The following is a 22,677-nucleotide window of genomic DNA, read 5'->3' on the forward strand; positions in this document are numbered from 1 at the left end:
TTTCTCGTGCGGCGGGGCACTGGCACGGCTGGCGTGGTTGGTAAAGTCCCCTTCAGCGCGTCCTACGAGAGGAAGGTCCCCTTCAGCTGTCCTTGAGCGGGAAGCCGCCGCCGATGCCGCGCCAGGCGAGGTTCGCGGTCAGGGCAACCGCTTCCTCGCGGCTCATCGACTGGTGGTGCGCGAGCCAGAACCGGGCACTGACCTGGCTCATCCCGACCAGGCCGACGGCCAGCAGCCGCGCCTTGTCCTCGTCGAGCCCGGCGTCGGCGGTGATGGTCTCGGTGATCGCGTCGACGCTGGCCGACGTCGCCCTGTCCACCGCCTCCTGCACCGCGGGCTCGCCGCGCAGGTCCGATTCGAACACCATGCGGAACGCGCCCGCGTCGCCGTTGACGAAGTCGAAGAAGGCACCGACCGTCGCCGGGACGCGCTGCCGGTTCTCGGTGGTCGAGTCCAGCGCGTCCTTGACCCGGCGGACCAGCTCGTCCACGTGGCTCTCCAGCAGCGCGATGTAGAGATCGAGCTTGCCGGGGAAGTGCTGGTAGAGCACCGGTTTGCTGACCCCGGCCTCCTCGGCGATCTCGTCCATCGCCGCGGCGTGATAGCCGTTCGCGGCGAAGACGCGCTGCGCGGCCGCCAGCAGCTGAGCCCGCCGTTCGGTCCGCGGGAGCCGAACGCCTCGTTGCTGCAGTCGCGCCATGTCCGTCATGGGGTTCCTCCCGTCCACGCTCTTCGACGGGCGGGTTTGCCACCGCGTGAAGTCTTCCTGAGATTACTCGCCGGTACGTACGACACGCCAAGGGTCGGGCATCCTGGTTTCGTGACCACGTCAGTATCCCGCCCGCGATTTCGCGCCCGGCAGGCACCGAACACCCGCGCGCCGATCACCCACGTGCCACTGTCGACCCGGCCGCTGCCCTCGCTCGACCCGGTGCCTTCGCCGTGGCCGGGGGAGCAGGAGGACGTCGGCGGCACGTCGCTGCACGTGCGCCGGACTCCGGGCGCGGACGGCGTCCCGGCCGTCTACGTGCACGGCCTCGGCGGGTCGTCCACCAACTGGACCGACCTGGCGGCGCTGCTCGCGCCGGTCGCCGGGGGCACCGCGCTGGACCTGCCCGGATTCGGCTACTCCGAACCCGCGCCGGACTTCGATTTCAGCCTGCTGTCGCACGCCGACGTCGTCGTGCGGTACCTGGAAGGGCTCGGCGGGCCCGTGCACCTGCTCGGCAACTCGATGGGTGGCGCGGTCTCCCTGCTCGTCGCGGCCCGCCGGCCGGAGCTGGTTCGCACGCTGACGCTGATCTCGCCCGCCATGCCGGACCGGCGGCTCGACCCGCGACGGCTGTCGGACCCGCGGATGGCGTTCGCCTACCTGCCCTTCGTCGGCGCTCCGGTGCGGCGCAGGCTGGCCGCGCTGAGCGCCCGTGAACGTGCCGCGCAGGTCATCCGGCTGTGCTTCGCGGATCCGGCCCGGTTCCCCGAAAGCAGGCTCGACGAGCTGGCCGCCGAACACGGCGCGCGGGCCGGGCTCGCCTGGGCCGCGCCCGCGCTGGCGCGCAGCACTTTCGGCATCTTCCGGGCCTGGTCGGCCGTGGGTGCCGCGTCGCTGTGGGCGGTGGCACCGACGGTGTCCACGCCGACGCTCGTCGTCTGGGGGAACCACGACCGGGTGATCTCCGTGCGGCGCGCGCCACGGACCGCACGCTCCATCCCGCACGCTCGGCTACTGGTGCTGCCCCGGACCGGCCATGTCGCGCAGATGGAGCGCCCGAATGTGGTGGCGCGGGCCGTGCTGGGCATGTGGGAGCAGGTCGACGCCGGTTCCTGGTAACCCATCCGGGTGACGGTCATTCACACTGTCTTCCGCCGGTCGCGCGGCACATCACGATTTGGTTATGGCACCCTGGGACGGTGGACCGGGTGAAGAGCGACGCTCGAGGCGATGAGCAGCGGACGCAGTACGTCGCGTCGTCGCGTCGTTCCTCGCACGGCACGGGCCGGGGTTCCTCGGTGCCGCCGCGCACCGGCCAGTACCGCCCGACGGCCACCCCGCCGCAGCGAGTCGGCGAGGACCGTTACCGCCCGGGCGGCCGCCGCACGTCCGCCGAGCCGTTGCGCGCGTCTTGGAAGCCGCAGGCCGAAACCGAGGCGGAGGACGAGCCGCGCCGGAAACCCGTCAAGCGGGGCAAGTTCGGCACGTTCGCGAAGACCTACGGCTGGCGTGTCTACGCGCTGCCGATCCTGGTGGTGATCACCGCGCTCGTGGTGTTCAACACCGCGACCGGGCCCGCCGAGCCGATCGCGCAGGAGGGCAAGACCAGCGCCGCCGCGGACGGCCGGACCGGCGCCGGGCCGAACAGCGGCACCGCCGTGCTCCCGGAGAACCCGGCCAAACCGGTCAACCTGAACATCCCGACCGCCGAACTGCCCAAGGGCGGCGACTTCACTCAGGCGGGCAAAGGCACCTTCCACGTCGTGAACGGGTCGGGGCCGAAGATCGGCCAGGGCAAGCTGTACACCTACGTCGTCGAGGTCGAGGACGGGATCGACCCGGCGAGCTACGCCGGTGACGACAGCTTCGCCAACGCCGTCCAGGGCATCCTGTCCGATCCGCGCAGCTGGACCTTCGACGGCAAGAAGGCGCTGCAGCGTGTCGACGCGAGCTACCCGAACCCGACCTTCCGGGTGTCGTTGACCACACCGGAGACCAACCACCGCGGCGACGTCTGCGGTTACTCGATCACCTACGAGACCTCCTGCTACCGGGAGAGCTTCCAGCAGCGCGTGGTGATCAACCTGGCGCGCTGGGTCCGCGGCGCGATCGCCTTCAACGGCGACATGACGGGGTACCGGCAGTACGCGATCAACCACGAGGTCGGGCACGCGCTGGGCGGCGTCCACGTCCCGTGCCCGGTCAACGACGGGCCGGCGCCGGTGATGATGCAGCAGACCCTCGGCGTCGCCGACAACTACGTCGCGCAGCTCAACGACCTCCCCGGTGGTGACCGCAACGCGGTGCCCGCCGACGGCAAGACCTGCAAGCCGAACGCCTGGCCCAGCCCGAACCCGTAGCGGTACGTTCCCGTCTCACGATCCGGACTGTGGGAAGTCCGGCTTGCCCTCGCGCGTTGTGGATACTGGGATGCGACGACGCGATCCGCGTGAGATGGAGGACCCGATGTCAGCACTGCCGCCGCTCGTGGAGCCGGCTGCCGAGCTCACCAAGGAAGAGGTGGCCCGCTACAGCCGCCACCTGATCATCCCGGATGTCGGGATGGACGGCCAGAAGCGGCTCAAGAACGCGAAGGTCCTGGTGATCGGCGCGGGTGGCCTGGGCAGCCCGGCGCTGCTGTACCTCGCCGCGGCAGGGGTCGGCACGCTCGGCATCATCGACTTCGACGTCGTCGACGAGTCGAACCTGCAGCGTCAGGTCATCCACGGCCAGTCCGACGTCGGCAAGCTCAAGGCCGCCTCGGCGCAGGAGTCGATCGCCGAGATCAACCCGCTGGTCAAGGTGCACCTGCACACCGAGCGACTGGAAAGCTCGAACGCGCTGGAGATCTTCGGCCGCTACGACCTCATCGTCGACGGCACCGACAACTTCGCCACCCGCTACCTGGTGAACGACGCCGCGGTGCTGCTGGGCAAGCCGTACGTGTGGGGCTCGATCTTCCGGTTCGAGGGCCAGGTCAGCGTGTTCTGGGAGGACGCGCCGAACGGCAAGGGCCTCAACTACCGCGACCTCTACCCCGAGCCGCCGCCTCCCGGCATGGTGCCTTCGTGCGCCGAGGGCGGCGTGCTGGGCGTGCTGTGCGCGTCCATCGGCTCGATCATGGTGACCGAGGCGATCAAGCTCATCACCGGCATCGGCGAGCCGCTGCTCGGGCGGCTGATCAGCTACGACGCGCTGGAGATGAAGTACCGCGAGGTCAAGATCCGCAAGGACCCGGAGACCCCGAAGATCACCGAGCTGATCGACTACGAGGCGTTCTGCGGCGTGGTCTCGGACGAGGCGGCCGAGGCGGCGTCGGGCAGCACCATCACCCCGGCCGAGCTGAAGGCGAAGTTCGACAGCGGCGAGGACTTCGCGCTGATCGACGTCCGCGAGCCGCACGAGTACGAGATCGTGAACATCAAGGGCGCGACGCTGATCCCGAAGGACAAGATCCTTTCCGGGGAGGCGCTCGCGGACCTGCCGCAGGACAAGCCGATCGTGCTGCACTGCAAGTCCGGGGCCCGTTCGGCGGAGGCCCTCGCGGCGCTGCACGCCGCCGGGTTCAAGAGCGCGACCCACCTCGGTGGCGGCGTGCTCGCCTGGGCCCGCCAGATCGACCCGAGCCTGCCGACGTACTGAGGCCCGGCGCTCGAACGCCCCAATGTGGTTTTCTCGCTCAGGGTTCTGGGGCCGTGGGTGCTGGAGGACGTCTTAGGTGCGCTGGCCGGGGGTGCGACAAGGGCGTCCCTGGGTGCGGTGGATGCACCCAGGGCGTCCCTCGGACTTGCTGCGCTCGCCGACACCATTCGCCCGACGTCGTGAACGCTCCGTTGCCGACGATGAACGTCTCGAACGGAGCGTTCGGGACAGGGGGCCTCGGCAGTGGAGTGTCGCGGATGGGACATTGACGGCGTTGAACGTCCCCAATGGACCATTCGCGACACTGCTGACCAGGGCGAAAGCCCGCAACCGCTGTCGCCCGTATCGAACGCAACCGACCACTACGGAGAGATCCCCAATGTGGCATTGGGTGCGTTGGACGCACCGAACGCCACATTGGGGCGCATGTGCCACGCTCCGGACGGGAGCGGAGCAAGGGACCTTTGCTCTCGTTTGGTTAGCGTTGCTCAGCAAAGAGCAGCAAAGGTCCCTTGCTCCCTTTCCGCAGGTCGAGACGTTTCGTAGGGCCACGCACCCCGGTCGACGAGTGCCGTCAAGGCCACCTTGCGGGCGTCAGACGCCCATAAGGTGGCTTTGACGGCATCCGGGCGCGGCGGGGAGCGTGAGTAAAGGTCCCTTGCTCCCGTCGCGCCGGGTTTCCGCGCCATGACCAGCGAGTCTTCTCGATCGTGGCCCGCGCGGGCGGGTACTCTCACCGCCCGTGCGGTCCACGATCGAATGTCCCCCCGGCCTCGTCTGCGCGGCGTTCGGCCGGGCCGAGGGCGAACTCGAAGCGCTGCCGGATTCGGCGGCGTGGCGGTGCGGCGACATCGTGCTCAAACCGGTGACCGACAAGGCCGCCACGCTGTGGACCGCCCGCGCGCTCGACCACGTCGACGAGCCGGGGCTGCGGGTGGCCAGGCCCGTCCGGTCCACCGACGGGCGCATCATCGTCGGCGGCTGGTCGGCGACGCGGTTCGTGCCGGGGACGCCCGAACACCGCTTCGACGACGTCGTGCTCGCCGCGGTCAAACTGCATAGAGCCACCGTCGATCTGCCCCGACCGGATTTTCTCGCCCAGCGCAAGGACGTCGACGCCGTCGCCGACCGCGTCGCCTGGGGCGAGCTGGACCTTCCCCTCGACGAGACCAAGGGCGGCCGCTGGTTCGAGGTGCTCGCCGCCGCCCGCCGTCCGGTCTCGCTGCCGGACCAGGTGGCCCACGGCGAACTTCTCGCCGGGCTGCTGTTCGATGGCGACGCCGCGCCCGGGCTCGTCGACTTCGTGCCGTACTACCGGCCCGGCGAATGGGGTGCGGCGATCGCCGCCGTCGACGCGCTCGCCTGGGGCGGCGCGACCATGGCCCTGCTCGACCGCTGGGCCCACCTGCCGGAGTGGCCGCAGCTGCTGTTGCGCGCGGTGCTGTTCCGCCTCGCCGCCAACGCCCTGAACCCGCGGTCCACCCGCGCCGCTCTCGACGGCCTGCGTGCCGCCGCCCGCGAGGTCAGCGAAGTCCTCTGACCTCGCGGGCGGCAGGCGAATCACTCCGTGCGCATCGAGGCCAGCCGGGACGCGCCGCGCAACGACGGGAGCGTCACCGTCGTCACCAGCAGAACCAACGCGGCCGCGGCGGCGCTGAGCACCCCGACCGCGAGCCAGTCGACGGTGAAGTGCGCGCCGGTGAGGCGGGCACCCAGCGCGGACAGCCCGATCCCGGTCACGACGGCGGTGACGATCCCGAGCAGCAGCGGGATCGCGTTCTGCCACACCACCGACCGGGCCAGCACCCGCACCGGGACACCCGTCGCGGCGAGCATCGCGATGGTGCGCCGCCGTTCCCGCAGCTGTTCCAGCCCGAGCACGAGCAGGCTGACCCCGGCCAGCAGCAGCGTGAACACCGACCCGGCGAGCAGCCCGGCCCGGATCGCCAGGTAGGACTGCTGGCTGCTGGAGAGCTGGACCAGATCCGGCACGGACAGCGACGCGTGCCAGGTGAACGGCGCGAACGCGTTGCGGGCGATTTCGGGAAAGTCCGGATCGGCCGACGTCACCCGGACGTGGCCACTCGCCCACACCCTGCCCAGATCGAGCCCGGCGAACGCACCCGGGGTGGCCATGATGGTGGCATGCGGCGAATCGGCTGACTGCCGCGGCGTGACCGGGACGAGCTCCGGTGCCGTCCAGCTGCCGAGCGAACGTTCCTCCTCGTCGTAGTGGCTGACCACATAGGACTGTCCTGATTGGACGTAAGCGGGGGAGTTCCGGTCCACGTAGACGGCGCCGTCGCGACAGTCCTGGATCCCGGCGATCGCCTGCCACGTCGCGCAGTCGGCGACGCTGATACTGGCCATCTTGGCCGGGTCCGCGCCCCGCAGGTGGACGTACTGGGTCGGATACAGGGCACTCGCTCCTGGCACCTTCGCCAGAGCCGCCGTCGCTGCGTCGGCGGTGGCAGGGTCGACGTTCACCGACAACACGGTGTTGTTCTTGCGCGGCGCCGGGCCGGGATCGAAGTCCCTGGCCTGCCCGGCCAGCAGCGACTGCACCGCGATCGCCCCGGCCAGCACCACCGCGAGCCCGGCGACCACTCGTGCAGGGGTGCCGCTGTCGAGCTGCAAACGCCGCACCGCGAGCTGGAACGCCGGACGTCCGCCGTGGACCCGCGACACCGCGCGTTCCAGCATCCACGGCAGGAGCGCGGGGACGCCGACGAGCAGGCAGGTCACCCCGGCCACGACGGACATCGTGGTCAGCCGTGAGTCATCGCGCAGCGACAGGGTGAACAACAGCGCGACGCCTGCGACGACCGGAATCAGCCGCCACCACAATCGCCGCTGGACCGGCTTCGTACGCCGGACGACGCCGAGCGGTTCGATCGCCGTGCCGCGCAACGCGACGAGCGCACTCAACACGGACAATGCGGGCACGGCCAGCACGATCACGACCACCAGCGGCCACGGCGGCGTGACGTCGCTGACGAACAGGCCGCCCTCGCGTACCCGAACGTACGGCGCCAGCTGGCGCAACAGCAGGAACGCGGCGGTACCGAGCACGAGCCCGGTCGCGGCGGTCACCAGCGATTCGGCCGCGGCGATCCGGCGCACCTGCGGCAGGTCGGAGCCGACCAGCCGAAGCGCGGCGAGCCGCCGGTCCCGTTCCGCGCCCGCGATCCTGGCGGACGTCGCCACGAACACGAATACCGGTGCCAGCAGCGAAACGATGCCGATCAGCAGCAGCGCGAGCAGGCCGGGATCCAGGCCCTCCGATTTCCCTGGCGAACCGAAGGAGTAGACCTGCTTGCCCTGCAACGCGGCGTCGGCGCCGACGTAGGCATGCATATCGTCCGGATTGGACAGTCCACTTTGGCCGATACGGCCGATCTCCTGCCCGGCGAAACGCGGGCGCAGCAGCGCGCCACGGTCGGAATGCAGCAGCTCGGAGAGCGCGGGGGACAGGACCATCTCCCCGGGGGCGGGCACTCGATCCAGGCCGGGCGGCACCGGCGATGTCGGACCGTTCGCGTGCAGATAACGGACCGAGACGTACTGGCCGCGAAACGACGTCCCGGTTTCGTGCAGCGACAGCGGTGTCACGCCGGCGATCGGGGCGGTGTCGGCGATCTCGGCGAGCCTGCGGGCCCCACGCTCGGAGACCGCGTGGTTGACCGAAGCCGCGAACAGCAGCACGGTGACCGCGACGCCGACACCGATCGTGCCGAGCAGCAATCGCGCGACCCCGGTCCGGGAGGTCCGGCCGCCCCCGACGGCCAGCCGGAACCCCAGAGCCAGATCGGCCATCCAGGCGGCGAGACCCTCGCGCCGGTTCATGTCGCCGACCGGGACAGCTCGGCGGCGGGCAGCCCGACCTGACGCGACTTCCCGTCCCGCACCACGATTTCGCGGTCGGAGTAGGCGGCCACCCTCGGCTCGTGTGTCACCAGCAGGACGGCCGCCCCGGTCTGCTTCGCCGCGTTGGTGAGCAATCGCATGACACGCTCGCCGTTGAGCGAGTCGAGCGCGCCGGTCGGCTCGTCCGCGAACACCACCTTCGGCTCGGTCACCAGCGCCCGAGCGACGGCGGCCCGCTGCCCCTGACCACCGGACACCTCGCCGGGGCGCTTGTCGGCGATGTCGCCGACTTCGAGGCGGTCCAGCCATTCACGCGCGATCTTCTCCGCAGGACGCCGTCGCTGCCCGTCGAGCCGCATCGGCAGTGCGACGTTCTCCAGGCAGGTCAGCTCCGGCACGAGTTGCCCGAACTGGAAGACGAAGCCGAAATCGGTGCGCCGCAACGCACTGCGTTCGCGGTCCGGCATCGCGGACAGCACGCGCCCGGCGTAGCGGACCTCGCCGCTGTCCGGCTGGATGATCCCGGCCAGGCAGTGCAGCAGTGTCGACTTCCCGGAGCCCGACGGCCCCATCACCGCGACGACCTCGCCCGGGTAGAGGTCCATCCCGGCGCCGTCGAGCGCCTGGGTGGGGCCGAACGCCTTGCGCAGCTCGACACCGCTGAGCAGCGGCGTGCCCCCGGTCGTGTTCATGTGATTCCCCTTGTTGTTCACGGCTTCAGCTGCCCCGCCAGTTCGTCCAGCCGGGCCGCGGTGAGTTCGAGCCACCGCAAATCCGCTTCGAGGTGGAACAGGGCGTGGTCGCAGATGAGCTGGTCGGCCAGATCGCCCTCGGTCTTGCGGGTGGTCAGCTTCCGCATCGCGCGCAGGTGCTCGGCACGCTGCGCGTCGAGCACGTCGGTGGCGCTGCGCTCGGAGAGCAGGGCGAGAACGACCTTGGTGTACAAGGTGTTCTGGAGGTACAGCGACGGGTTCTCGGGTGTGCTGAGCCACTCTGCGACGTTTGTCACGCCGGCGTCGGTGATCGCGTAACGCTTGCGATCGGGCCCGTCGCCCGGCTCGATTCCCTTCTCCTCGACGAGCCCGTTGCGCAGCAGCCGCGAGAGCGTCGAATACACCTGCCCGTAGTGCAGCGGACGATCTTGCTGGAAGCGCTCGTCGTAGAGCCGCTTGAGGTCGTAGCCGTATTTCGGCCCGCTCTCCAGCAGTCCGAGCAACGTGTTCGCGATCGACATGCTGAGGACAGTACACGGGGTGTATACCTCGCGTCTATACACCCCGTTTATAGCCGTTGATCAGGGCGCTGCCTCACCGCGTGGACATCCGGGTGCGGGAGCAATGTCAAACGCCTGAAACATTCGAGCCGTTCTAGGTAACACGGGCTCCTTAACTTCGAGTCGATCCGGAGTTGAGGAGACGCCCATGACGCAGGTGACCGCGGTCACGACCGCCGTGGACACGCACTGCCCGTACTGCGCCCTGCAGTGCGGGATGCGGCTCGACGGTGCCCGGGTGTCCCCGCGTGACTTCCCGGTCAACGACGGCGGCCTGTGTCAGAAGGGCTGGACCTCGGGGGAACTGCTGCGGAATCCGTCGCGGCTGACCACGCCCCTGGTGCGCGTGGACGGCGAACTGCGCCCGGCGAGCTGGGCCGACGCGCTCGACCTCGTCGCGCGGCGCCTCGCCGACCTGCGTGCCGAACACGGCGCGGACTCGGTCGCGGTGTTCGGGGGCGGTGGGCTGACGAACGAGAAGGCATACCTGCTCGGAAAATTTGCCCGCGTCGCGCTCGGAACTTCGCAAATCGACTACAACGGGCGATTCTGCATGTCCTCGGCGGCCGCCGCCGGGATCCGCGCGTTCGGCGCCGACCGCGGGATGCCGTTCCCGGTCACCGACCTCGCCGGGGCCGACGCGATCCTCCTCGCCGGCGCCAACCCGGCCGAGACGATGCCGCCGTTCCTCCAGCATCTGCGCGGCGCCGAGCTGATCGTCGTCGATCCCCGCCGCACCGCGACCGCCGAGCAGGCCGCGCTGCACCTAGCCCCGGCGCCGGGCACGGACCTCGCGCTGGCGCTGGGCATCCTGCACGCCGTCGTCGCCGACGGGCACCTTCAACAGTCCTATGTGGACGAACGGACCACCGGATTCGCCGAGGTGTGGCGGATCGTGGCCTCGTGGTGGCCCGAGCATGTCGAGCGGGTCACCGGGGTCGCCGCCGCCGACCAGCGCAAGGCCGCCGCGATCCTGGCGACTGCCCGCAATGCCTACATCCTCACCGCGCGCGGCACCGAACAGCACGCCACCGGGACCGCGAACGTCGGCGCCTGGATCAATCTGGCGCTGGCGCTGGGCCTGCCCGGCCGCGAAGGCTCCGGATTCGGCTGCCTCACCGGTCAGGGCAACGGCCAGGGTGGGCGGGAACACGGCCAGAAAGCCGATCAGCTGCCCGGTTACCGCAAGATCGACGACCCCGCCGCGCGGGAATACGTCGCCGATGTCTGGGGCGTCCCGGCGGAATCCCTGCCGGGGCCGGGACGTTCGGCCACCGAACTGCTCGACGCGCTGGGCCGCGAGGACGGTCCTAAGGGGCTGCTCGTGTTCGGCAGCAATGTCGTCGTTTCCGCGCCGCGTTCTTCGAGCGTCCAAGAACGACTGTCCGCAGTGGACTTCCTGCTGGTCGCCGACTTCGTGCTCTCGGAGACCGCGGCGCTCGCCGACGTCGTGCTCCCGGTCACCCAGTGGGCCGAGGAGGACGGCACGCTCACCAACCTGGAAGGCCGGATCCTGTTGCGGCGCAAGTCGATCGACGCGCCCGCCGGAGTCCGCACCGACCTCGACGTCATCTCCGGGCTGGCGAGCAGGCTTGGCCAGCCAGTCGAGCGATTCCCCGTCGACGCGGAAAGTGTGTTCGCCGAGCTGCGGGTCGCGTCGAAGGGTGGCGTCGCCGACTATTCCGGCGTCAGCTACGAGCGGTTGCGCTCCGGTGAGGCGCTGCACTGGCCGGTGCCGGCCGAAGACCATCCGGGGACGCCGCGCATGTTCCTCGACCGGTTCGCGCACCCGGATGGCCGAGCGCGGTTCGTCGCGGTCGACCACAGTGGACCGGCGGAGCCCCCGGACGCCGAGTTTCCCTTGCAGGCCACCACGGGCCGGGTCCTCCAGCACTATCAGTCCGGTGCGCAGACGCGCCGGATCGCCGAACTGCTCGACGTCGTCCCGGAGGCGTTCGTCGAGGTCCACCCGGACACGGCGGCGCGGCACGGGCTCGCGGACGGCGACCTGGCGCGGGTGCGTTCGCGGCGCGGCGAGACCACCGCGCGGGTGCGTTGTGTCGGCACGCTGCGGCCGGACCTGGTCTTCCTGCCCTTCCACTTCCCCGGCGAGGGGCGGGCGAACCTGCTTACCAACCCGGCGCTCGATCCGGTGAGCCGGATGCCGGAGTTCAAGGTCTGTGCCGTCGCTCTGTCCACTTTGGAAGGTGCAACATGAGCCCCAGGGATGTCGTGATCGTCGGCTATGGCATGGCGGGCGCCCGGCTGGCCGACGAGATCCGCCGCCGCGATCCCGGTGCGGACCGGGTGCGGCTGACCGTGCTCGGCGCCGAACCGCATCCGGCGTACAACCGGGTCCTGCTTTCCGCGGTCGTCGCGGGCGGGATGACCGCGGAAAGCGTACAGCTGCACGACACGGGCTGGGCCGAGAAGACCAATGTGGACCTTAGGCTCGGCACCGCGGTGAGCCGGATCGACCGTGCCGCACGATGTGTCGAGCTGACCGATGGATCCACTGTGGACTACGACGCGCTGGTGCTGGCCACCGGTGCCAAGCCGTGGATTCCACCGGTGGAAGGACTGGAAGGCGACGGTGTCGTCGCGTTCCGCAGCCTCGACGACTGTTCGCGGATCCTCGAAGCGGCCCGCTTCGGCGCTCCGGTAGCGGTGCTCGGCGGCGGCTTGCTCGGTTTGGAGGCCGCGCGCGGGCTGGCCGGACGGGGCAACGTCGTCACCGTCGTGCATCCGATGCCGCACGTGATGGAGCGCCAGCTCGACGGCGGTGCCGGGCACGTCCTGGCCCGGCAGCTCACCGAACTCGGCGTCACGTTCCGCTTCGGCGCGACCGCCGCGCGATACCTCCCCGGCGACGGGCTGAAGCTCGACGACGGCAGCCTGGTGCCCGCCGATCTCGTCGTGGTCGCGGCCGGTGTCCGCGCCGAGACCGCACTGGCCGCGGAAGCCGGTCTCGACGTCGACATGGGTGTCCTCGTCGACGATCTGTTGCGTACCAACGACGGCCGCATCCACGCGCTCGGCGACTGTGCCCGGCATCCCGGCGCGCCGCCCGGGCTCGTGCAGCCCGCGTGGGACCAGGCCGCGGTCCTCGCCGACGTCCTCACCGGGACCGACGCTTCGGCGCGGTACCGCGGGACTTCGGCGGTGACCCGGCTCAAAGCCAAGGGCATCGACCTCGCCGCGCTCGGCGAAACCCAGATCACCGCGGACGACGCCGAGGCCGAGGTGCTGACGTTCAGCGACGCCACGGGCGGCCGGTACGCCAAGCTCGTTTCCCGGGACAACCGCGTCACCGGGGCGATCCTGCTGGGGCTGCCCGACGCGGCCGCGCAGATCACCCAGCTCCACGACCGCGGGATCCCGCTTCCCGAAGACCGGTTGGCCGTGCTGCTCGGGCGGTCGTTGCCCCCGGGCAGCACGGCCGCCGCCAGCCCGGCGGACCTGCCCGCGTCCACCGTGATCTGCCGCTGCAACGCCGTCACCAAGGGGCGGCTCGTCGAGGCGTGGAAGGCCGGGGCCGCCGACACCCCGGCGCTGGCCCGCGCGACCAGAGCGACGACCGGTTGCGGCAGTTGCAAAGCCACTGTCGGCGGTATCGCGGATTGGCTGGCCGCCCAGTGACCCCCGTAACCAAACGCCAGGAGGACGACATGACCGCAGCCGTCACACATCGGGGGGCTCGCTGGATCGAGCACTGGGAGCCCGAGGACGAGCAGTTCTGGGAAAGCACCGGCAAGAAGATCGCCAACCGGAACCTGTGGTTCTCGATCCTCGCCGAGCACATCGGCTTTTCGGTCTGGACACTGTGGTCGGTCATCGTCTTGTTCATGGGCAAGGACTACGGGTTTTCCGCCGCCGACAAGTTCCTGCTCGTCTCGACACCGACGCTCGTCGGTGGCCTGATGCGGCTGCCCTACACCTGGGCCGTGGCGCGTTTCGGCGGTCGCAATTGGACGATCATCAGTGCGGGGCTGCTGCTGATCCCGACCGTGCTCGCCGCGATCGTGCTGCACCCCGGCACCTCGCTCGGGACGTTCCTGCTCGTCGCCGCGCTCGGCGGTGTCGGCGGCGGGAACTTCGCGTCCTCGATGACGAACATCAACACGTTCTTCCCGGAGAAGCGCAAGGGATGGGCGCTCGGTCTCAACGCGGGCGGCGGAAACCTCGGGGTGGCGGCGATCCAGCTCGTCGGCCTGCTGGTGATCGGCACCGCGGGTGCGACCGCGCCACGCATCGTGCTCTACGTCTACATCCCGCTGATCGTCGTCGCGGCCGTGTGCGCGGCGCTGTTCATGGACAACATCGCGAACGTGCGCGGCGACAAGGGTGCGATGCGTGAGGTCGTCAAGGACGCGCACACCTGGGTCATGTCCTTTTTGTACATCGGCACCTTCGGCTCGTTCATCGGCTACAGCTTCGCGTTCGGTCTGGTGCTGCAGAACCAGTTCGGCCGGACTCCGCTGCAGGCCGCCGCGGTGACGTTCCTCGGCCCGCTGCTCGGTTCGCTGTCGCGGCCGGTCGGTGGCTGGCTCGCCGATCGCATCGGTGGCGGCAAGATCACCTTCTACACCTTCGTCGGCATGGCGCTGGCGACCGTGGTGCTGATCCTCGCCTCGTCGGCGAAGTCGCTGGCGTTGTTCACCGTCGCGTTCATCGTCCTGTTCGTCATGACCGGGGTCGGCAATGGTTCGACGTACAAGATGATCCCGGCGATCTTCCGTGCCAAGGCCCGGCTGGCGATCGAGGCCGGTGCCGACAAGGCGACCGAACTGCGTCGCTCGCGCCGCCTGTCCGGAGCCCTGATCGGCTTGGCCGGGGCGATCGGCGCACTGGGCGGGCTGTTCATCAACCTCGCGTTCCGTCAGTCTTTCGCCGACGCGAAGAGCGGTGTCCCCGCCTTCATCGGCTTCCTCGTCTTCTACGGGATCTGCTTCGCGGTCACGTGGGCGGTGTATCTGCGCAAGCCCGCGACGCAGCCCGAGAGTGTCAAGAGCAATGGCCTTGCACTGGCCGGAGCGGAGGTCTGATGCGGACACTGGTGGTCGCCGGGCACGGGATGGTCGCGCACCGTCTCGTGGAAGCGGTACGCGCCGAGGACCCGGACGGCGCATGGCGGATCGTGGTGCTGGCCGAGGAGAACCGGCCGGCCTACGACCGGGTGGCGTTGACGTCCTATGTGGAGAGCTGGGACCCGGCGGCACTGGCCTTGCCGGGTGCGGACTACGCGGACGACCCGAACGTCGAGCTTCGCCTCGGTGATGTGGTGTCCGCAGTGGACCGTGCACAACGGACCGTCGTGACCGAGTCCGGGTTCGAGGTCTCCTACGACGCCTTGGTGCTCGCGACCGGTTCGCGACCGTTCGTCCCGCCGGTGCCCGGCCACGACCTGCCCGGTTGCTTCGTCTACCGCACCATCGAGGATCTCGACGCGATCCGTGCGGCCTCGGAGAAGCCAGGACGTGGACGTCGCGCGGCCGTTGTGATCGGCGGCGGCCTGCTCGGTCTGGAAGCCGCGAAGGCATTGCGGGACATGGGAATGTCGCCGCACGTCGTGGAGATGGCACCGCGGCTGATGCCGCTGCAGGTCGACGAAGGCGGCGGCTCGCTGCTGCGCCAGCTGATCACCGACCTCGATGTCACCGTCCACACGGGAACGTCGACCGACGCGATCGAGGCGGACGGCGAGCGGTTGCTGGCCAAGCTGGGCAACGGCACCGAACTCGACGTCGACCTGGTCGTGTTCTCCGCCGGTGTCCGGCCGCGGGACGACCTCGCGCGTTCGAGCGGGCTGGAACTCGGCCAGCGCGGTGGAATCCTGGTCGACGAGAGCTGCCGGACGAGTGATCCGGCGGTGTATGCGATCGGTGAATGCGCGGCGGTCGAAGGCAAGGTGTACGGGATCGTGGCGCCGGGGTACGCGATGGCGGAGATCGTCGCCTCGCAGCTCACCGGCGGGCACGGCACTTTTCCGGAGCCGGACACGTCCACGAAGCTCAAGCTCATGGGCGTCGACGTCGCCAGCTTCGGTGACGCGCACGCGAAGACCGAAGGCGCGCTCGAGGTCGCGGTCAACGACGCGGTTGCCGGGACGTACAAGAAGCTCGTGGTCTCCGACGACGGGAAAACCCTGCTCGGCGGGGTCCTGGTCGGCGACGCCGCCGAGTACAACACGCTGCGCGCGCTGGTCGGGCGCCCGTTGCCCGCCGAACCGGGCGCGCTGCTCGCCCCGGCCGGCGGCGGCGCCGCGGTCGGGATCGACGCGCTGCCGGACGCGGCGCAGATCTGTTCGTGCAACGGAGTGTCCAAAGCGGACCTCGTCAACGCCATCCACGAGGAAGGTTGCGACTCCGTCCCGAAGCTCAAGGCGTGCACGCGGGCCGGAACCTCTTGTGGTTCCTGCGTTCCGCTGCTCGGCAAGCTGCTGACCGCGTGCGGGGTGGAGCAGTCGAAGGCGCTGTGTGAGCACTTCGGACAGTCGCGGGCCGAGCTGTTCCAGATCATCCGCGCGACGCGCATCAGCACGTTCAGCGAGGTGATCGACCGCTACGGCAAGGGCACCGGCTGCGCGATCTGCAAGCCGGCGGTCGCCTCGATCCTCGCCACGCTCGGCAACGGGCACATCCTCGGCGGCGAGCAGGCGACGTTGCAGGACACCAACGACAAGTTCCTGGCGAACATGCAGCGCAACGGGACCTATTCGGTGGTGCCGCGGATCCCCGGCGGGGAGATCACCCCGGAGAAGCTGATGGTGATCGCCGAGGTCGCCCGCGATTTCGGGCTGTACACCAAGATCACCGGCGGGCAGCGGATCGACCTCTTCGGCGCGACCGTCGACCAGCTGCCGGACATCTGGCGCCGCCTCGTCGACGCCGGGTTCGAATCCGGGCACGCCTATGGGAAGGCGTTGCGGACGGTGAAGTCGTGCGTCGGCTCGACGTGGTGCCGTTATGGCGTACAGGACAGCGTCGGGCTGGCGATCGAGCTGGAGCTGCGTTACCGGGGCCTGCGATCGCCGCACAAGATCAAGTCCGCGGTGTCCGGCTGTGCCAGGGAATGCGCCGAGGCGAGGAGCAAGGACTTCGGCGTGATCGCGACGGAGAACGGCTGGAACCTCTACGTCGGCGGCAACGGCGGGCTCACCCCGCGCCACGCGGATCTTCTCGTGTCCGATGTGGACACCGAGACACTGATCAGGACCATCGACCGATTCCTGATGTTCTACGTGCGCACGGCCGACCGGCTCCAGCGCACGGCGCCGTGGATCGAGGAGATGGAGGGCGGTTTGGACCATCTGCGCGCGGTGATCGTCGACGACAGCCTCGGGATCTGCGAGGACCTGGACGCGGCGATGGCCAAGCACGTGGACAACTACGCCGACGAATGGCGCGGTGTGCTGGAGGATCCGGAGAAGCTGGCGCGGTTCAGCTCGTTCGTGAACGCGCCGGGCACACCGGATCCGACGATCTCGTTCCGGGCCGAGCGCGGGCAGAACGTGCCGGTCATGCTGGGTGTTCCGGAGGTGCGGTCATGACGGTGTCGATGGATCGGCGGACCTGGACCGCGGTGTGCGCGGCCGGTGCGGTGCCGGAGTGGTCGGGTGTCGCGGCGCTGTTCGACGGTGACGTGCAGGTGGCGGTCTTCCGGTTGCCCGGCGACCGTTTCTACGCACTGTCCAATCTGGACCCGTGCAGTGGTGCCGCGGTACTGGCGCGCGGGATCGTCGGCGACTCCGGCGGTGTTCCGGTCGTCGCGTCGCCGGTCTACAAGGAACGTTTCGACCTGCGGACCGGCGAATGTCTCGACGCCGAAGGCGTTTCGGTGCCGGTGTACGGCGTCCGGGTGCGTGGGGGTGTTGTCGAAGTGGAGTCGCCGTGACCGATGTCCTCCCGTTGGCGGGTTTCGTCATCGGAATCACCGCGGCGCGCCGGGCTGACGAGCTCGGCGCGCTGTTGGTACGCAAGGGGGCGAGCGTGCGGTACGGCCCGGCGATCCGGATCGTTCCGCTCGCCGACGACACCGAACTGCACACGGCGACCACCCGGCTGCTGGAGGAACACCTCGACGTCGCCGTGGCCACCACGGGAATCGGTTTCCGGGGCTGGATCGAGGCTGCCGAGGGCTGGGGTCTCGGCGACGCCCTGATCGAGCGGCTCGCCGGTGCGTCGATGCTGGCGCGTGGGCCGAAAGCGAAAGGCGCGATCCGTGCGGCCGGGCTCTCGGAGGATTATTCACCCGCGTCGGAGAGCAATGCCGAGTTGTTGCAACACCTGCTGGAATCCGGAGTGGAGGGTCAGCGGATCGCGGTGCAACTGCACGGCGAGCCGCTTCCGTACTTTGTGGACACACTGCGGGACGCGGGAGCCGAGGTGATCGAGGTCCCGGTGTACCGCTGGGTCGGCCCTGCCGACCACGGCCCGCTCGACCGGCTGCTCGACGCCGTGCTCGACGGCTCGGTGCACGCGCTGCCGTTCACCAGCGCTCCGGCCGTGGCGAGCATGCTGGCGGTGGCGCGGCGGACCGGGCGGTTGCCCGGCCTCGTGGAGGCGCTGGAGAAACACGTCGTCGTCGCGTGTGTCGGCCCCATCACCGCGGGGCCGTTGGCGGCGCTGGGGATTCCGACCGTTCAGCCGCACCGGGCGAGGATCGGGGCGCTGGCCAGGACCGTGGCGGAGACGTTGGTGGCGCGCTCGCCACGGCTGCGCGCTGGTGGCCGGAGCATCGAACTCCGGGGTCAGGCGGCCATTGTGGACGGTGAATGGTGCGACGTCGCCCCCGCGCCGATGGCGTTGCTGCGTGCGCTGGCCGCTTCGCCGGGCCGCGTCGTTTCGCGGCGGGAGCTGACGTCGGCGTTGCCCGGTGGGGGCGAGGAGCACGCGGTGGAGACGGCGATCGGGCGGCTGCGGAGTTCGCTGGGCGGCGGGAAGGTGGTCCAGACGGTGGTCAAGCGCGGCTATCGGCTCGCGGTGGACGCCTGAGGCCGCTCCGTGTTCCGTGGCCCGTGGCCCGTGGCCCGTGGCCCGTGGCCCGTGGCCCGTGGCTCTGTGGTGCGCCGGTTGTGCCGAGGGACGCCCTTGGTGCGTTCGATGCGACGAGGGCGTCCCTCGGTGCGTTCGATGCACCCAGGGTGTCCCTCGGTTTGGGGCTCCGGCGGGTTCTGCGCGCCCGGCGGTGTCGCGAGCGCTCCGTTCGGGACGTGCGGACGTGGGTCATGTCTCGAACGCGTCGTTGGGGTCGCTGAACGTTCCTTACGCGTCGTTCAGGACATCGCCGAGCATCCTTGACGCGCCGGACAGGAGCAGGGGACCTTTACTAACGTTGGTGAGCACGCTAACTGTTGGCAAGCTGAAGGACGTTAGCAAAGGTCCCTTGCTCACTCCGGCCGTCGCTTCCCATGCCGTGAAGGACTCCTTACCGGCACTGAGCGCCGTGAAGGAGTCCTTCACGGCAGATCACGCGAGCGGCCCACGGTACTTGTCCACAGGCGCGTCGCGATGTGGACAACTCGGGGCCGCGCCCGTCGATCACGAGGGTTTGTCGTACCCCGGCGATATGCTGTTGCAGGGCTGGCCCCCAGGGCGGGTGGGGGGTGCTCTAGGGGAGATACCGGGTCAGGGGAGCCAGGTAACGGTGGGGGAGGCGAAGCCGCGGGCGGTGGTGATGCGGGTGGCTTCGGCCTCGGCGGCGTCGCGGGCGGCGGGGTGGAGCGGGTCGAAAGCCGTGATCGTGAAGGCGAGGCGTTTTCCCGCCGACTTGGTGCGCCAGGTTCCGGCGATCTCGCCGCCCGCCAGCAGCACACCGGGGTTCCCCAGCATCTTCCAGACTTCCTTCTGCCGCGCCGGATCCGGCACCAGCACCGCCTTGTCGCGAGCCTGGATGAACGGGTCCCACGGCGGCAGGAGCCGCACGAGGTCCGGTTCCGGCGGGTTTTCCAGCGCAGGGAGCAGGTCGGTGGGCAGGAAGGCCCGTTTGCCGTCGACGCGGACCTCCGCGAGGTCGTCAGGCCACATCCGGTCCAGCACGGTTCTGGTCGTGCCGACGTAGCCGGCCGCGTCGCCGGGCGTGGCCGGGCCGTTGATCCGCAGGTAGCGTTCGACGACGCGGGTGGCGGCGGCGACGTCCGGTTTCGTGCGGATCGGGCCACGGCCCTCCAGCGGCGCGAGCGTGGCCGGGCTCTGGTCGGCTTCCAGCCGGACACCGGCGTGTGGCGTCGCGATCCGCATCAGCTGTTCGTAGATGTGCGTCGCGTTGCAGCCCCGGCACCAGCGCGAGAAGGCGGGCGGCAGGATCTCGGTGATCGCGGTGCTCACCGCGCCCTTGGTCATCGGCCCCTTGACGACCTTGCGGATCGCGCGTGCCGTGGTGAACAGGACGTCCAGCGCGTCCAGCCCGGTTTCCCGCAACTGCTTACGCTGCCACAACATCCGCGCCAGCGCGTCGGCTTCGCCGAGCGGCACCAGCGACGCGGTGACCTCGGCCAGCTCGGCGCGCCGGTGGAAATGCGGCGCACCCCGGTGCGACCACGCCAGCGCGAGCCGCTGATCGTCCACAAGGGACTCGGGGGTCACCACGCCGTCGAGCCGGGCGACCAGCCCGAGCAGCGCGGTGTCCCGCATGCTGTCCTGCAGGCCGAGGTCGAACACCGCCAGCTCGGCGGCGTCGGCCTCGGTCCGGTGCAGGCCATGCGCGGCGATCCGGTGCGCCAGCACCTGAACCCGGTCGACATTCACCGAAAAGCCGCCCTTCTAGTCCACTGTGTACTCGAACGTGTAGGCCACCGTCAGCACACCCGGTGTCCCCTTGATCGTGCCGCTTCCGGCCAGGCCCGCCAACTCGCCGGTCCCCGAGCCCGGCACGACGGTGAAGGTCGAGGACAGGCCGTCGAGGTCGAAGGTGAACTCGTGCCGCAGCACGAACGTCCCTTTGCGACCGTCGACGGAGCCTTCGATCCGGTCGTAACCCGGCGACGTCGTCCCGCCGCCGTCGTAGCCCTCGCCCGGGTAGAACAGCAGGTAGTCGCAGCTCGCCTCGCCCTCGATGACGCCGGAGAACGTCATCGAGGCGTGCGCGTAGGCCACCCGCGGCTCGCCCTCGCTGCCGCTGACGATCCGCTCTTCCCAGTTGTTCATGGTGAATGTGTTCATGCCCGTATCCTGACGCCTATACCTGTCAACTTGTGTCAGGTTTTTCGGCGATACTGAAATCATGCGTGCGAGCAGACTGCTGTCGGTCCTCCTCCTGCTGCAGAACCGCGGCCGGATGACGGCTGACGAACTGGCCGCCGAGCTGGAGGTTTCCGTCCGGACGGTGTACCGCGACATCGAGGCGCTGTCGGCGTCCGGCGTCCCGGTGTACGCCGATCGCGGCCGCGCGGGCGGATACCAGCTCGTCGACGGCTACCGCACGCGGCTGACCGGGATGACCGAGGAGGAGGCGCAGTCGCTGTCACTGGCCGGGCTTCCGGTCGCCGCCGCGGAACTGGGTCTGGGCACGGTTCTCGCGGCTGCGCAGCTCAAGCTGTACGCCGCGCTCCCGCAGGAGTTGCGCAGCCGCGCCGGACGCGTCGCGGAGCGCTTCTACCTCGACGTTCCCGGCTGGCATCGCGGCATCGAGAGTCTGCCGGTGCTTTCGGCGGTCGCGGACGCGGTGTGGGGCAGCCGACGGATCCGGATCCGGTACGAACGCTGGGGCCAGCGCGTCGTCGAGCGGGTCGTCGAGCCGCTGGGGCTGATCCTCAAGGCGGGCAACTGGTATCTCGCCGGGCGGTGCGAGGGCACGGACCGGACGTACCGGATTTCGCGCGTGCTGGAGCTCGACGACCTGGGTGAGGAGTTCGAGCGGCCGGCGGACTTCGATCTCGCCCGGTACTGGCGGGAATGGTCCGAGCAGTTCGAGCGGCGGATGTATCCGCGCGTTGCGGTGGTGCGCCTGTCGCCGCGCGCGCAGGCTCTCGTACCGTTCTACGCGGGTTCGGTCGGCGCGCGTGCGCTGCGGGCCGCTGTCGAGGGCGGTGCCGAGCCCGACGAGCACGGCTGGCTGACGATGGAGCTGCCGGTCGAACCGGGTGAGCCCGCGATCGGGGAGCTGCTGCGGTTCGGCCCGCACCTCGAGGTGCTGGCACCCGCGGACCTGCGTGCGCAGGTGGCCGAGGCGATCGAGGAGATGAGCGCGAGCTATGGGTGAACTCACCGGCGTCACCATCGGTGTCACCGCCGAACGCCGTGCCGACGACCTCATCGCGGCGCTGGCCCGGTACGGCGCCGAGGTCCGGCACGCGCCGACGATCACCATCGTCCCGCTGGACGCCGACCCCGAACTGCGGGCGGACACCGAGGCGGTGCTGTCCCGGCCGGTCGGCTTCACCGCGGTGACCACCGGCGCCGGATTCCGCGGCTGGCTCGCCGCGGCCGACGGCTGGGGACTGCGGCAACCCCTGCTCGACGCGCTCGGCGCGGCACGGATCTACGCGCGCGGGCCGAAAGCCGTTGGCGCACTGCGGGGCGTGGGCTTGCGTGAGACGTTCTCGGCGGCGAGTGAAAGCAACGCCGAACTCTTCGGCGCGTTGGCCGAGGCCGGAGTGGCGGGCGAACGGGTCGTCGTCCAGCTGCACGGAACCCCATTGCCCGAGTTCACCGACACGCTGGCCTCGTCGGGCGCGGACGTCGTCGCGGTGCAGCCGTATCGGTGGCACTCGGCCCCGCCGGAACCGGTTCGGGAGCTGATCGACGCGGTGCTGGCCGGGGAGGTGCGGGCGCTGGCGTTCACCAGCGCGCCCGCAGCCGGGAACCTGCTGACGCTCGCCCGGGAGTACGGGCGGTACGACGAATTCGTGGCCGCGCTGCGCAGTGGCTTGCCGGTGTGTGCTTGCGTCGGGCCTGTCACCGCCGCGCCGCTGGAGGCGGTGGGGGTGGTGACCCGGCAGCCGGAGCGCCAGCGGCTCGGCGCCCTGGTGAAACTGCTGGTCGCGGAGCTTTCTGGCGCCGGGCGATAGCAAAGGTCCCTTGCTCCCGGCTCGCCGGTCGAGTGCTGAAGGACGCAGCACGCTCGTGACCTGGGGTTTCGACTGCGAAGAGGAGCAAGGGACCTTTGCTAACGTCCGTGAGCTAGCCAACGGTTAGTGCACTAAGCAGCGATAGCAAAGGTCCCTCGCTCCCGCTGGGCGGCTCCG

Annotated in this window: 18 protein-coding genes; 12 read left to right on the forward strand and 6 right to left on the reverse strand. The window is 70.0% G+C overall.

Annotated features, from left to right (window positions below):
- Window positions 1-82: 82 nt before the first annotated feature.
- A complete protein-coding gene (locus tag ACFW0G_RS35180; protein ID WP_378329797.1) occupies window positions 83-709 on the reverse strand; it encodes a TetR/AcrR family transcriptional regulator in 627 nt (208 codons plus the stop codon).
- 111 nt (window positions 710-820) lie between these two features.
- Between ACFW0G_RS35180 and ACFW0G_RS35185 the strand changes: the two genes are divergently transcribed.
- The 4 genes from ACFW0G_RS35185 (at window position 821) to ACFW0G_RS35200 (ending at window position 5,894) form a co-directional block, all read left to right on the forward strand.
- Window positions 821-1,831: an alpha/beta fold hydrolase gene (locus ACFW0G_RS35185; protein WP_378329798.1), complete on the forward strand. Its 1,011-nt coding sequence runs from the start codon at window positions 821-823 to the stop codon at window positions 1,829-1,831.
- Window positions 1,832-1,911: 80 nt separating this feature from the next.
- Window positions 1,912-3,072, forward strand: a complete 1,161-nt coding sequence (locus ACFW0G_RS35190) for a DUF3152 domain-containing protein (protein ID WP_378329799.1) — start codon at window positions 1,912-1,914, stop codon at window positions 3,070-3,072.
- 106 nt (window positions 3,073-3,178) lie between these two features.
- The gene (gene moeZ, locus ACFW0G_RS35195) at window positions 3,179-4,354 is read left to right on the forward strand and encodes an adenylyltransferase/sulfurtransferase MoeZ (RefSeq protein ID WP_378329800.1); all 1,176 of its coding nucleotides are present in this window, start codon (window positions 3,179-3,181) and stop codon (window positions 4,352-4,354) included.
- 742 nt (window positions 4,355-5,096) lie between these two features.
- Entirely contained in the window at window positions 5,097-5,894 is a 798-nt protein-coding gene (locus tag ACFW0G_RS35200; protein WP_378329801.1) for a TIGR02569 family protein, read from the forward strand.
- A gap of 20 nt (window positions 5,895-5,914) precedes the next feature.
- On the opposite strand, the gene ACFW0G_RS35205 is transcribed toward ACFW0G_RS35200, so the two are convergent.
- From ACFW0G_RS35205 to ACFW0G_RS35215, 3 genes are read right to left on the reverse strand one after another with little or no spacing between them, the layout of a single operon-like run.
- A complete protein-coding gene (locus ACFW0G_RS35205; protein ID WP_378329802.1) occupies window positions 5,915-8,200 on the reverse strand; it encodes an FtsX-like permease family protein in 2,286 nt (761 codons plus the stop codon).
- On the reverse strand, window positions 8,197-8,913 hold the full coding sequence (locus ACFW0G_RS35210) for an ABC transporter ATP-binding protein (RefSeq protein ID WP_378329803.1): 717 nt from the start codon (window positions 8,911-8,913) through the stop codon (window positions 8,197-8,199). The genes ACFW0G_RS35205 and ACFW0G_RS35210 overlap by 4 nt, the downstream gene beginning before the upstream one ends.
- 17 nt (window positions 8,914-8,930) lie before the next feature.
- Window positions 8,931-9,455, reverse strand: coding sequence for a PadR family transcriptional regulator (locus tag ACFW0G_RS35215; RefSeq protein ID WP_378329804.1), 525 nt, complete (start codon window positions 9,453-9,455; stop codon window positions 8,931-8,933).
- A 187-nt stretch (window positions 9,456-9,642) separates the two neighbouring features.
- On the opposite strand from ACFW0G_RS35215, the gene ACFW0G_RS35220 reads away from it, so the two are divergent.
- The 6 genes from ACFW0G_RS35220 to ACFW0G_RS35245 are packed head-to-tail and all read left to right on the forward strand — an operon-like array spanning window position 9,643 to window position 18,487.
- Window positions 9,643-11,712 carry a molybdopterin oxidoreductase family protein gene (locus tag ACFW0G_RS35220; RefSeq protein WP_378329805.1) on the forward strand — a complete coding sequence of 690 codons (2,070 nt, stop codon included), beginning with the start codon at window positions 9,643-9,645 and terminating at the stop codon, window positions 11,710-11,712.
- Window positions 11,709-13,133 (forward strand): FAD-dependent oxidoreductase, encoded by a 1,425-nt coding sequence (locus ACFW0G_RS35225; RefSeq protein ID WP_378329806.1) that lies wholly within the window; start codon window positions 11,709-11,711, stop codon window positions 13,131-13,133. The genes ACFW0G_RS35220 and ACFW0G_RS35225 overlap by 4 nt, the downstream gene beginning before the upstream one ends.
- Window positions 13,134-13,162: 29 nt before the next feature.
- Entirely contained in the window at window positions 13,163-14,539 is a 1,377-nt protein-coding gene (locus tag ACFW0G_RS35230) for a nitrate/nitrite transporter (RefSeq protein WP_378329807.1), read from the forward strand.
- On the forward strand, window positions 14,539-17,043 hold the full coding sequence (gene nirB, locus ACFW0G_RS35235) for a nitrite reductase large subunit NirB (RefSeq protein ID WP_378329808.1): 2,505 nt from the start codon (window positions 14,539-14,541) through the stop codon (window positions 17,041-17,043). Before ACFW0G_RS35230 ends, nirB begins: the two co-directional genes overlap by 1 nt.
- Window positions 17,040-17,387, forward strand: a complete 348-nt coding sequence (gene nirD / locus ACFW0G_RS35240; protein ID WP_378329809.1) for a nitrite reductase small subunit NirD — start codon at window positions 17,040-17,042, stop codon at window positions 17,385-17,387. The genes nirB and nirD overlap by 4 nt, the downstream gene beginning before the upstream one ends.
- Window positions 17,384-18,487 carry a uroporphyrinogen-III synthase gene (locus tag ACFW0G_RS35245; protein ID WP_378329810.1) on the forward strand — a complete coding sequence of 368 codons (1,104 nt, stop codon included), beginning with the start codon at window positions 17,384-17,386 and terminating at the stop codon, window positions 18,485-18,487. The genes nirD and ACFW0G_RS35245 overlap by 4 nt, the downstream gene beginning before the upstream one ends.
- 633 nt (window positions 18,488-19,120) lie before the next feature.
- On the opposite strand, the gene ACFW0G_RS35250 is transcribed toward ACFW0G_RS35245, so the two are convergent.
- On the reverse strand, window positions 19,121-20,239 hold the full coding sequence (locus ACFW0G_RS35250; protein WP_378329811.1) for a winged helix DNA-binding domain-containing protein: 1,119 nt from the start codon (window positions 20,237-20,239) through the stop codon (window positions 19,121-19,123).
- 15 nt (window positions 20,240-20,254) lie between these two features.
- The gene (locus ACFW0G_RS35255) at window positions 20,255-20,653 is read right to left on the reverse strand and encodes a DUF3224 domain-containing protein (RefSeq protein ID WP_378329812.1); all 399 of its coding nucleotides are present in this window, start codon (window positions 20,651-20,653) and stop codon (window positions 20,255-20,257) included.
- Between the two features lie 61 nt (window positions 20,654-20,714).
- Here ACFW0G_RS35255 and ACFW0G_RS35260 point away from each other — a divergent pair, with 61 nt between their 5' ends.
- Both ACFW0G_RS35260 and ACFW0G_RS35265 read left to right on the forward strand, forming a co-directional pair.
- Window positions 20,715-21,692: a helix-turn-helix transcriptional regulator gene (locus tag ACFW0G_RS35260; RefSeq protein WP_378329813.1), complete on the forward strand. Its 978-nt coding sequence runs from the start codon at window positions 20,715-20,717 to the stop codon at window positions 21,690-21,692.
- Window positions 21,685-22,500 carry a uroporphyrinogen-III synthase gene (locus tag ACFW0G_RS35265; protein WP_378329814.1) on the forward strand — a complete coding sequence of 272 codons (816 nt, stop codon included), beginning with the start codon at window positions 21,685-21,687 and terminating at the stop codon, window positions 22,498-22,500. Before ACFW0G_RS35260 ends, ACFW0G_RS35265 begins: the two co-directional genes overlap by 8 nt.
- Window positions 22,501-22,677: the final 177 nt, after the last annotated feature.

Origin of the sequence: Amycolatopsis sp. NPDC058986 (genome assembly GCF_042741125.1) — a bacterium.
Lineage (GTDB): Bacteria > Actinomycetota > Actinomycetes > Mycobacteriales > Pseudonocardiaceae > Amycolatopsis.

What these genes read in the sequence shown, in the direction of transcription:
- ACFW0G_RS35180 (WP_378329797.1), bottom strand. Translation starts at nt 709, where the DNA reads ATGACGGACATGGCGCGACTGCAGCAACGAGGCGTTCGGCTCCCGCGG.
- ACFW0G_RS35265 (WP_378329814.1), top strand. Translation starts at nt 21,685, where the DNA reads ATGGGTGAACTCACCGGCGTCACCATCGGTGTCACCGCCGAACGCCGT.
- ACFW0G_RS35220 (WP_378329805.1), top strand. Translation starts at nt 9,643, where the DNA reads ATGACGCAGGTGACCGCGGTCACGACCGCCGTGGACACGCACTGCCCG.
- ACFW0G_RS35260 (WP_378329813.1), top strand. Translation starts at nt 20,715, where the DNA reads ATGCGTGCGAGCAGACTGCTGTCGGTCCTCCTCCTGCTGCAGAACCGC.
- ACFW0G_RS35210 (WP_378329803.1), bottom strand. Translation starts at nt 8,913, where the DNA reads ATGAACACGACCGGGGGCACGCCGCTGCTCAGCGGTGTCGAGCTGCGC.
- ACFW0G_RS35205 (WP_378329802.1), bottom strand. Translation starts at nt 8,200, where the DNA reads ATGAACCGGCGCGAGGGTCTCGCCGCCTGGATGGCCGATCTGGCTCTG.
- nirD (WP_378329809.1), top strand. Translation starts at nt 17,040, where the DNA reads ATGACGGTGTCGATGGATCGGCGGACCTGGACCGCGGTGTGCGCGGCC.
- nirB (WP_378329808.1), top strand. Translation starts at nt 14,539, where the DNA reads ATGCGGACACTGGTGGTCGCCGGGCACGGGATGGTCGCGCACCGTCTC.
- ACFW0G_RS35225 (WP_378329806.1), top strand. Translation starts at nt 11,709, where the DNA reads ATGAGCCCCAGGGATGTCGTGATCGTCGGCTATGGCATGGCGGGCGCC.
- ACFW0G_RS35215 (WP_378329804.1), bottom strand. Translation starts at nt 9,455, where the DNA reads ATGTCGATCGCGAACACGTTGCTCGGACTGCTGGAGAGCGGGCCGAAA.
- ACFW0G_RS35255 (WP_378329812.1), bottom strand. Translation starts at nt 20,653, where the DNA reads ATGAACACATTCACCATGAACAACTGGGAAGAGCGGATCGTCAGCGGC.
- moeZ (WP_378329800.1), top strand. Translation starts at nt 3,179, where the DNA reads ATGTCAGCACTGCCGCCGCTCGTGGAGCCGGCTGCCGAGCTCACCAAG.
- ACFW0G_RS35230 (WP_378329807.1), top strand. Translation starts at nt 13,163, where the DNA reads ATGACCGCAGCCGTCACACATCGGGGGGCTCGCTGGATCGAGCACTGG.